Genomic DNA, 10,302 nt, shown 5'->3' on the forward strand with positions numbered 1-10,302 from the left:
AGCTGAGTTGAGGCGTCGCGCCGGGGCGCTGCCCCGGACCCCGCGGGGGCTGTTCGCCCCTCGACCCGAACCAGGGCCAGCCCTGGACCTCTGGGCATCGACTGCGCGAAGCGCAGTCGATGCGGGGAAAGTTTTTAAGCTGTCCGCCCCCTTTTGGCAGGGCCAGCCCTGGACCTTTGATGGAAGAACTGCGCTCCGCGCAGTTCTTCCACACGCCGGTGGCAAGACCATAGGGGGCGTTGCTGCTCGAACCGTCAGCGCTGCTGACTTGGTTGGCAGGGTCGTGCGTGGGCCGGTGGCAAGACCAAGGGGTCGTTGCTGCTCGAACCGTCAGCGCTGCTGCCTCAGTTGGCAGGGTCTTGCGTGGTCTTGACCTGGCTGTTCGATGAACTGCGCATCGCGCAGTTCATCGACCCCGGGTCCAGCGCTTGCGCTGGTCCGGGTCCAGGGGTGGACAACCCCTGGTGGGGCCTGGGGCAAAGCCCCAGCGAAGCGCCTCGCACAGCACAAAAAGCCGCGAGGGGGCTTGGGGGCCCCCTCGTGGTTTGTTTCATCGATTGATTGTCAGGAACGCGGACCGCTCACTTCTTTGCGGCGCCGGACTCCTTGATGGTCAGATCGATCAGCTTCTTGAACTTCGGGAACGGCTGGGCGCCGCTGATGAAGTAGCCCTCGGCCTTGCCGGGGGCTGCGATGTGGAAGCCGGGCGTGCCGCTGATGCCGGCCTTGTCGGCCACGGCGCTCTCGCTCTCGATGAACTTCTTGTGCGCCTCGGAGTCGAGGGCGGACTTGAACTTCGTGAGGTCGAGGCCTTGCTCCTCGGCGTACTTCTCGAGCGTCGTGCGGGCGAACGCGTCCGGCGTGCCGGCGCCCTTGAAGAGTGCGTCGTGCATCTTCCAGAAGCCCTCGTTGCCCTTCTGCTTCTTGGCCTCCTCGGCCGCGAGAGCTGCGGGCATCGCGCTCTTGTGGAACGGCAGCGGCTTGTGGCGCCACACGATCTTCACCTTGTCGCCGTAGGCCTTCTCGACCTGGGCGACCGTGTCCTCTGCGCGCTTGCAGAAGGGGCACTCGAAGTCGCTGAAGATCTGCATCACGACCTTCGCCTTGTCGCTGCCCTTCCAGGCAGAGTCGGCGGGGGCCGCGTCGACGGTCTTCTTCTCGGGCGGCGGCGGCGTCTTCCCGTCCTTGATGATCTCGTTGTAGAGATCCTTCGCGGCGACGCCCTTCTGGAGAAGGTCCTGCGCCTTCTTGATCTCCTCGTCGATGACGGCCTTGAACTTCTCGATCGGCTGGGCGCCGACGAGGCGGCGACCGTTGATGAAGAAGTGCGGCGTGCCGCTCGCTTGGAGCTCGTCGGCGAGGTCTTGATCGGCCGTGATCTCGGCGCCGTACTTCTTGTCGAGGATCGCGGTCTTCACCTTGTCGACGTTCAGGCCGAGCTCCTTGGCGTAGCCGAGGAGATCGTCGTCGGTGAGCTTCTGCTGGTTCTTCCAGAGCAGATCGTAGGCGGCCCAGAAGCCTGCCTCGCCCTTCTGGGCGCGGGCTTCACGGGCGAGCTCCGCGGCCGGCTCGGCGCGCGGGTGCATCGGCAGCGGGTTGTCCTTCCACACGATGCGGACCTTGTCGCCGTAGGTCTTCACGACCTCGTCGAGCGTGGGCACCACGCGGCTGCAGAAGGGGCACTGGAAATCGGACCACTCGACGATCGTCACGAGCGCCGTCTCGGGGCCCTTCGCGGGCGACGTGCCGACGGGCACCTTCCAGACGGTCTTGTCCTCTTGCTGCGCCTGGTCGCGGTTCGCCGGCGGGGGCGCCTTCGCCTTGTTCTCCTGCGAGAGCTTGGCGTAGACCTTCTCCGGCTTCGTACCGGCCTTGATCGCGGCGTCGGCGGCCTTGAGCTGCTCGTCGATCACCTGCTTGAACTTGTCGATCGGCTGCGCGCCGCTGAGCAGGATGCCGTTGATGAACGACGCCGGCGTACCGGAGACGCCCGCGGCCTTGCCGGCGGCGAGGTCGGCGTCCACCTTCGCGGCGAACTCCTGCTTGTCGAAGGCGGCCTTGAACTTGGCCTTGTCCACGCCGGCCTGCGCGGCCCACTGCTCGAAGTTCTCGGGCGTGAGGGCGCGCTGGTTCTGGAACGCGAGCTCGTGGAACTTCCAGAAGGCCTCGGGGCCCTTCATGCGGAGGACGGTCTCGGCCGCGACGGACGCGGGACGCGCGTTCTTGTGGAAGGGCAGCGGGTTCGACTTCCAGATGATGCGGAGCTTCTGCGGGCCGTACGCCTCACGGAGCTGCGTCAGCGTCGTCTCGACCTTGCTGCAGAAGGGGCACTCGAAGTCGCTGAAGAGCACCAGCGTGACGGGCGCGTTCGGGCTGCCCCACACGGGATCCTTCGACGAGACGGGGATCGCCGCGTCGCTGTGATCCCAGGTCCCCCCGGCGACGTACTCCTGCGTCGCCTCGGCGCTGGCCGTGTGGCCGCCGCCGGCGCCGCGATCGATGCCCCACATCAGCGCCATCCCTGCCATGAAGCAGAGAAGGAAGCCGACGATGGCGGTTCCTTTGTTCATGTTTCTTCTCTTTCTTTCCGAGCACGGTGCTGCCCGCGCGGCGCTCCTCATCGCGCCGTGAGAGCCGAACACCTCGATCGCCCCGACGAATGTCTTCGGGGCGAAAATCCACGATCTCGAGCGTCGTCTTTCGATCGACGCTGCGTGACACGTGCGGACCGGCGACGCCCCCCCGCCTTCAACCAGGAAGGGCGCAAGGCCGATTCGCGAGTTTTTGTTCCTCTTCGCGCTGGATCACTCTTGCGTTCGCGCGTCGCTCACGCGCTCGATCCAGCGCGCGAACGACCACGAACAAGCGTCAGGCGCGCGGAGGACGATCGATCTCTCGGCGAACACCCCGGAGCGGGGCGCCCTCCACCGGCGGGTACGCCGGGAGCTCGACGGCGAACGCCGGTCGGAGATCGAAGGACGCCGAAAGCATGGCGTCCGGTACGGTCGCGAAGAACGACGCGATGGGGTTCTGCTCGCCGTGGGAGGGACCGAGGGCCGGACCGAACTCCGTCCCGTCACACGAGACCCCCGCGTCGATGCGCGCGTCGGTCATCGGGTGGATCCGCCCTGGCGCGACCGTCGTTGCGCCGCGCTCGTCACACATCGCCGCGATCTCCGGATCGATTTCGTCCGTTTGATCCAGCGGCGCCGAGCAATCCTCGGGGGGGTTTGGGGGCACAGCCGCGCTTGTCGCGGCGGAGCCCCCATCGTCACAAGCCGGCACGATCGCTGCGTGAGCGCGGAGCGGCACGAGCCACACCACGGCGAAGATCGCCGCGACGGCCAGCGCACGAAGAACCGCGAACCGCAACATCAGGCCTATCCATAGCCGACCGGAGGGCCTGCGGCAATTGTCTGTGTCCCTCCACGCTCGTCGCGCCTTCCAGATGCCGAATTATTGGCCCACCTTGTCTTACATTTCTAGCGTGTGGGCATGGCGACTGCCCCCCTCGACATGGATCGCGCCGGCGCGGACGGCGCGGCGCAGGCGACGCGTGCTTCGGAGCTCGCCGCTGGGCACGACGACGAGCGCGCCGGCGCGGGGCCCGGCGAGGAGCTCCCGCGGGTCCTCGGCCGATATCTCCTGCTCCGTCGCATCGCGCGCGGCGGCATGGGCGAGGTCTACCTCGCGTCGACCATGGGCATCGAGGGCGCCGAGCGCCCCGTCGTCGTGAAGGTCATTCGCCGCGATCACGCGAGTGATCCGAGCTTCATCGCGCGCTTCCTCGACGAGGCCCGCGTGCAGGCGCAGCTCCAGCACTCCGGCGTCGCGCAGGTCCTCGAGGCCTCGCTCGACGACGAGACTGGCGAGCCGTACGCGGTCGTCGAGCATGTCGAGGGCAAGAGCCTCGGCGACGTGCGCGGCCGCGCGCATGCGCTCGGATATCGGGTCGGCTGGGCCGAGGCCGTCGCGGTCGCCACGATGATCGCCGAGGCCCTCGCGCACGTGCACGAGCGCAAGGATCCCGCGGGCCGCGCGCTCGCGATCGTGCACCGCGACCTCTCCCCGCAGAACGTCATGGTCAGCTATGCGGGCGACGTGAAGATCATCGACTTCGGCACCGCGCGCGGCATGAACCGCCGCTGCCGCACGGTGAGCGGCGTCGTCTTCGCCAAACCCGGCTACGTCGCGCCCGAGGTCGCCAACGGCGACACCGGCGACGCGCGCGTCGACGTCTATGCCCTCGGCGTGATGCTCTGGGAGCTCTGCGCGGGCCGGCGTTTCTTGCAGGGCGATGCGGCCGTGCACATGGCCGCCGTCGCGCGGAACGCGCAGAACCTCCCGCCCATCGCCGCGCAGATCGGCGCGCCGGCCGAGCTCGATACGATCCTCGCGAAGCTCACGGCCTTCGATCGCGAGTCGCGCTACGGCCTCGCGCGTGTCGCCGCGCGGGACCTGGCCAAGCTCCTCGGCGCGGCGCCTCCGCTTCCCGGCGGCGAGCGTGGCGTGCGCGCGCGGACGCAGTACCTCATGCAGTCGCTCTTCCCGAGCGAGCCCGCGAAGAGCCGCCGCGAGTTCGCGCGCCTCGTCGTCGCCGCGCGATCCACCTTCGAGGCCACGATCGAGGACAAGGCCCGCCCCGCGGCGCCGCAGGCTCTTCCTGCCGAGGAAGAGGGCCTCTTGCCGGGCACGCGCCTCCGGCTCGTGCGCGAGATCGGCGGCGGCGCGACGAGCGTCGTGCACGAGGCCGAGCACGTGGATCTCGGCCGCCGTGTCGCCGTGAAGATCCTCGCCCCCGAGCACGGCGCCTCGCCCGAGTTCGCCGCGCGCTTCCGCCGAGAGGCGCGCGCCATGTCGCGCCTCTCGCACGAGGGGCTCGTCGACCTCCACGACTTCGGCCGCGCCGCCGACGGCCGCCTCTTCTGCGTCATGGAGCTCCTCGAAGGCGAGACGCTCGAAGCCTTGATCGCCCGCGAGCGCGAGGTCGACTGGCAGCGCGCCCTTCGCATCGTGATCCGCGCGCTCGGCGCCCTCGAGGTCGCGCACACCGCCGGCATCGTCCATCGCGACGTCAAACCCGCGAACGTCTTCCTCACGCAGAGCGGCTGCGTAAAGGTCCTCGATTTCGGCCTCGCGCACACGCCCGACGACATCGGCGAGGCGGTCCTCGGCGCGCCGGGCGGCGACAACGCGGTCGCGGCCGGCTTCACGCTCTTCGGCACGCCCGAGTACATGGCGCCCGAGCAGGCGGCCGGGGGTCGCGTCGATGGACGCGCCGATCTCTACGCGCTCGGCTGCGTGCTCTACGAGATGCTCACCGGCGCGCTGCCCTTCGCGGGCGCGAGCGCCGCCGCGATCGTCGACGCCAAGATGAAGGGCAGCCCCGAGCGGCTGCGGGATCGCGCGGCGGGCAAGCGTCTGCCCGAGGCCGTCGACGCGCTCGTCATGCGCGCCCTCTCGCGCCACCCCGGCCTGCGCTTCCAGAGCGCCGCCGAGATGCGCGAGGCCGCGATGCTGGCCCTCGGGGCCCCCGTGCGCGCGCGCCGTCGCCGCAGGACCGCGGGGTTCGCCGCACTCGCCGCCGCGATGGCATTCGCGACCGTGCTGCTCGCCGGCAAGGCGAAGGACATCGGCGCGATGATCCCCGTTGCATGGAGGTCCGCGCCTGCGCCCGCGCCCGCGATCGTTGCGGAGCCCGCGCCCGCTGCTGCGCCCGCCGCCGCGCCCGATCCTGCGATCGCAGCCGCCGCCGCACTTGCTGCCGAGCCTGCTGCCGCGCCCGAACCTGCGCCCGAGCCCGCCGCTGCACCCGAGCCACTTCAGCTCGCCGAGGTCCCCATCTCGGCCGACCGTGCGGAGCCGCCTCCGCCCGCGCCTGCTCGTCCTCGCCCGTCGCACCGCGCGAAAAAAGAGGCCGCGTCGAGCAGCGCGATGGTCGCGGCGGTCGCCCACACGGACAAGCCGACCGTCACGCCCGCCTCGGACGACAAGGCTTCCGCCGGGGCGAACAAGACCGTCCGCGCCGACGACGTCGCGCACGCCGAGCCAACCGAACCGGCGCACGTCGAGCCAGCCGCAAAGGACAAGGACGAGCAAGCTCGTTTGAGGCGCAAAAAGAAGACCCGCATGGCGTCCAAGGCGGGTGATGGGGGTATCGGTGGCGCAGCTCGGCCTGGCCGAGCAGAGCCACCGATCGTCAAAGACGGGCAGGGCGCGAAGCCCGCAAACAAGACGAAGTAACCGGCCAAGCTCCCCTGGCCACGCTCATTTTGCTCGATCGGGCGCCGTCACGTTGTATACCGCGCACACTCGATGGCCCAGATTGCTCCGCCCGCCGCGGGTGAAAACGTCGTCACCTCCGGCCCGCCGCACCGAGCCATTCTCAAGCTGGCTCTGCCCACGGTCGGGGCGATGCTCACGCAGAGCGTCGTCAACGAGATCGACATCGTCTTCTTCGCCCGGCTGCCCTGCCCGGAGTCGTCGAACGCGCAGGCCGCGCTGCTCCCCTCGCTGATCGTCCTCTGGCTCTTCGGCGGCTCGCTCTCGTCGATCTCGGTCGGCACGCAAGCCTTCGTCGGCCGCCGCTTCGCCGAGAAGAACCACGAAGACGCAGGCGCCGTCCTCTTCAACGCCGCGCTCTTCGCGCTCGTCGCAGGCGTCATCTTCTCCGCGATCGGCTACCTCGCCACGCCCGCGATCCTCGGCGCCATCATCAAGGTCGAGGGCGCTCGCACGGCCGCAGACGAGTACCTGCGCTGGCGTCTGCTCGGCGTGACCTCGATGGCGACGACGTTCGCCTTCAAGGCCTTCTTCGACGGCATCGGCAAGACGCACATCCATCTCGTTTCAGCCGTCGTGATGAACGCGCTGAACATCGTGCTCTGCTTCCTGCTCATCTTCGGCAACGCCACCCTCGGCATCTCGAAGATGGGCATCGCCGGCGCAGGCATCGCAGGATTCGTCTCCACGTACGTCGGCCTCGCGATCATGGTCGGCTACGCACTCCTGCCGCAGTTCCGGAAGCTCTACGCCCCGTTCCGCTGGAAGAACCTCGACCGCGGGCTCACCTGGTCCATCCTGAAGCTGTCGATCCCGAGCGGCGTGGCCACCATCGCCGTCATGACGGGCTTCGCGCTCTTCGCGATGATCGCGGGCAAACTCGACGAGGTCCACCCGATGGGCGTCGTCTCGGCAATGTGCCCAGGCGGCAAGGCCGAGCCCGTCAACGGCGCCGCGACGACCGTGATCGTCGGCGTCCTCAAGCTGACGTTCACCGCGTGCCTCGCCTTCGGCACGTCCACAGCCACACTCGTCGCGCAGTCCCTCGGCGAGCGCAACAGCGACAAGGCCGAGACATTCGGCTGGACCTCCGTGCGTCTCGGTCTCCTGATCTTCGGCGTCGTAGGCTTCTGCGAGGCCGTCTTCGCCCCGCAGATCCTCTCCTTCGTCTCGCACAGCGAGGTGGTGCGCGACGTCGCACTCGGCCCGATGCGGCTCATGGGCTTCTGCACGCCGATCATCGCGATCGGCATGATCCTCACGCAAGCCCTCTTCGGCGCAGGCAACACGCGCTTCGTGATGGTCGTCGAGCTCGTGCTCCACTTCCTCTGTCTCGTCCCACTCGCATGGCTGCTCGGCATCACGCTCGACTTCGGCCTGATGGGCATCTGGACCGCCGGCGTGGTCTACGCAGTGCTCCTCGCAAGCGTGATGGTCTTCAAGTTCCGAAGCGGCGACTGGAAGAAGATCGCGCTGTGACTGGGGCGTCTCGCCGGGGTTTCACCCCGGGCCCGACCAGGGGTTGTCCACCCCTGGACCCGGACCAGCGCAAGCGCTGGACCCGGGGTCGATGAACTGCGCTCCGCGCAGTTCATCGAACAGGCCAGGATCGGCAACGACACTGCCCACCAAGACCGCAGCGTTGACGGCTCGCTGAGCAACGCCCTGTTGGTCTTGCCAACGGGCCCGTTGGAAGAACTGCGCGGAGCGCAGTTCTTCCACCAAAGGTCCAGGGCTGGCCCTGGTCCGGGTCGAGGGGCGGACAGCCCCCGCGGGGTCCGGGGCAGCGCCCCGGCGCGACGCCTCAGCTCAGCTCAGCTCAGCTCAGCGTCCGAATGCCGATCCGGTCCATCGATACCGGATGGGGCCGAGGTTGCTCCAGGGGAGCAGGAGTGGCTCGATGCCGCCGTTTGCGCTCGTGTCTTGGGTGAAGGGGTAGGTGGCGGCGGTCCATTCGGTGGCTTTGCCGGAGGCGAGCTCGATCTCCACGCCCTTGCCGGACTTCACGAAGCGGTGGGCTCCGCTCACCTTTTTCTTGCCGATGGCGCGGCCGATTTCTGCGGCGAAGACCCGCTTCAGGCCTTCGCCTTCGATTTTGTAGACGAGGAGTACATCGCGATCGACGGTCCCGCCGCCTGCTTCTGGGGATGCGTTTGCGTGCAGCGTGCCTTGCACGATGATCTCGGACTTGCCGTCGCCGGTCAGGTCCATCGCGCTGATCTCGGTGATGTCTGTGCCCTTCGTGAATTGCGAGAGCGTGAGGAACGAGTAGCCCGTTCCGCCTTTGAAGCCCTTGCCGAAGATCACGAGGTCTCGATCGTGGAGCAGGACCGTCTCGGCTTGTTTGTCGCCTGAAACGTCTGCGGCCACGTTGAACCGCGCCTTGCCCGCCACGCTGCGCTCTTTCTTGTAGAGCGCATAGACCTGCTCGAGCAGCTCGCCTGCACTCGGGCCCTTGGGTGCCTCGACCTTCACCGACTCGCCGGCTGGCTTGGACGCTGCGGCGGGCGCGGGCGTCGCGGCTTGGGTTGCCTCGCCGGCTTTTGCGAAGGCCTTGCCGTTCCACTTGTACGTCTGCGAAGCGATCGTCTCCCAGGGCAGCAGCGCGGGATCCATCGTGTTCTCGCGCGGCTCGTTGTAGTTGCCTGCGTGAAACTCCTTCGCCTTGCCGGCCAGGATCGTGATCGCGACCTTCGCGCCGTCGCTGTCGAAGCGCACCTCGTTTTCGACGGCGCCCTTCTCCGTCACGACTGCGATCTCGCGCTGGAAGAGCGTCGTGGGCACGTCCGACTTGCCGAACTGCAAGACTTGCAGGTACTCGCGGTACTTCTTCGGCGCGCCGAGGCGCTTGCGCAGGATGATCTCTGCCTGCCCGTCGCCCGTCAGATCTCGCGCCTCGAACGAGGGCAACATGCCTGCGGAGACGTCCACGCCGAGGTCGTTCCAGTAATACTCGGTGCCCTTGCGGAACGTCGGCCCGAGGACGACGAGGTACCGATCCCAGACGAGCACGCGCTCCTTCAGCGCGTCGCCTGCGACGTCTGCGATCAGGTTGAACTTGGGCGCGCCGCGGACGTTTTTCTCCTTCAGCAGCCCCTCGGCCAGCGCTTGCTCGCTCTCGATGGACACGGGCGGGAGCGACTCGTACTTCGTCGAGGGCGCCGTGCCGACCGAGGACTCGATCGCGCTGCCCGTGTCGGCGTCGTGCACGTGGATTGCGCCGCGCAGGCCGACGCGTGTCGTCGCGGCGGGGGGGAAGGCGGTCCAGGGGATCGTTGCTTCGAGCGTCCAGCCGCCGCTGCGCGGGGCTTCGATGACCTTCGCGCCCTGGATGGCCTTGCCTTCTTTCGTCTTGGCTGCGCCGGGCGACTTGCCCGGGTCGCCGGGGTAGAGCAGCACCTCGTGGACGACGCCGCCGGGGAAGCCGAGCGTGATGGCCACGTGATCGCCGCCGCCGCCGCGCAGGACGTCGTCGGTGACGTCGACGGCGACGAAGAGGCTCGTGCCGTCGTAGGAGAGGGCGGCCTTGGCTTCGAGGTCCGTCTTCGACGGCTTGCCCTTGGCGGCGTACGAGAGGGCCATCAGCGCGGGCCACTCCTTGGGGACGCCGTCGAGCTTGATGGACTTGGTCTCGACGAGCGCGGCGCGCACGGCCGACCCTTCGGCGGCCGCGGGCGAGGTGGCGAAGAGGGCCCCCGCGAGGGCGGCGAGGGCGGTGAGGGCGGAGCCGAGGCGAGCGCGGTGGGGCGTCATGAGCAGGGTATGGACGGCAGCAGGGGACCTTTGTTCACCAGGGTGTGAGGCCCCGGGAAGCCCGTTGTTCCCGCGAAGATATACGGGAGACGCCGCCCCGGGGAGGCGGTCAATCGTGTGCCCAGGGGGTTGGCGCGTGGCGAGGGGCGCGCGTCGGCGTCGCGCGGGCGTGTCGGGCGCGAGGCGAGGGGCGCGCGTCGGCGTCGCGCGGGCGTGTCGGGCGCGAGGCGAGGGCGGCGCGCAACCGTGACGCGAGGGGGTCGGCGC

The 10,302-nt window shown here is 68.8% G+C and carries 5 protein-coding genes; 2 read left to right on the forward strand and 3 right to left on the reverse strand.

The genetic code is table 11. The features are described from left to right. Window positions 1–581 precede the first annotated feature (581 nt). On the reverse strand, window positions 582–2,570 hold the full coding sequence (locus tag QHF85_RS35720) for a thioredoxin domain-containing protein (RefSeq protein ID WP_281331875.1): 1,989 nt from the start codon (window positions 2,568–2,570) through the stop codon (window positions 582–584). Between the two features lie 298 nt (window positions 2,571–2,868). Beyond that, window positions 2,869–3,375: a hypothetical protein gene (locus QHF85_RS35725; RefSeq protein ID WP_281331876.1), complete on the reverse strand. Its 507-nt coding sequence runs from the start codon at window positions 3,373–3,375 to the stop codon at window positions 2,869–2,871. Between the two features lie 120 nt (window positions 3,376–3,495). On the opposite strand from QHF85_RS35725, the gene QHF85_RS35730 reads away from it, so the two are divergent. Together QHF85_RS35730 and QHF85_RS35735 are read left to right on the forward strand one after the other, a co-directional pair. Further along, entirely contained in the window at window positions 3,496–6,243 is a 2,748-nt protein-coding gene (locus tag QHF85_RS35730) for a serine/threonine-protein kinase (protein ID WP_281331877.1), read from the forward strand. A gap of 72 nt (window positions 6,244–6,315) precedes the next feature. After that, complete coding sequence (locus QHF85_RS35735; protein ID WP_281331878.1) at window positions 6,316–7,761, forward strand: MATE family efflux transporter; 1,446 nt, start codon at window positions 6,316–6,318, stop codon at window positions 7,759–7,761. Between the two features lie 345 nt (window positions 7,762–8,106). On the opposite strand, the gene QHF85_RS35740 is transcribed toward QHF85_RS35735, so the two are convergent. Further along, a complete protein-coding gene (locus QHF85_RS35740; protein WP_281331879.1) occupies window positions 8,107–10,035 on the reverse strand; it encodes a hypothetical protein in 1,929 nt (642 codons plus the stop codon). Between the last annotated feature and the right edge of the window lie 267 nt (window positions 10,036–10,302).

Origin of the sequence: Polyangium sp. 6x1 (genome assembly GCF_029946515.1) — a bacterium.
Classification (GTDB): Bacteria; Myxococcota_A; Polyangia; order Polyangiales; family Polyangiaceae; genus Polyangium.

What these genes read in the sequence shown, in the direction of transcription:
- QHF85_RS35735 (WP_281331878.1), top strand. Translation starts at nt 6,316, where the DNA reads ATGGCCCAGATTGCTCCGCCCGCCGCGGGTGAAAACGTCGTCACCTCC.
- QHF85_RS35740 (WP_281331879.1), bottom strand. Translation starts at nt 10,035, where the DNA reads ATGACGCCCCACCGCGCTCGCCTCGGCTCCGCCCTCACCGCCCTCGCC.
- QHF85_RS35720 (WP_281331875.1), bottom strand. Translation starts at nt 2,570, where the DNA reads ATGAACAAAGGAACCGCCATCGTCGGCTTCCTTCTCTGCTTCATGGCA.
- QHF85_RS35725 (WP_281331876.1), bottom strand. Translation starts at nt 3,375, where the DNA reads ATGTTGCGGTTCGCGGTTCTTCGTGCGCTGGCCGTCGCGGCGATCTTC.
- QHF85_RS35730 (WP_281331877.1), top strand. Translation starts at nt 3,496, where the DNA reads ATGGCGACTGCCCCCCTCGACATGGATCGCGCCGGCGCGGACGGCGCG.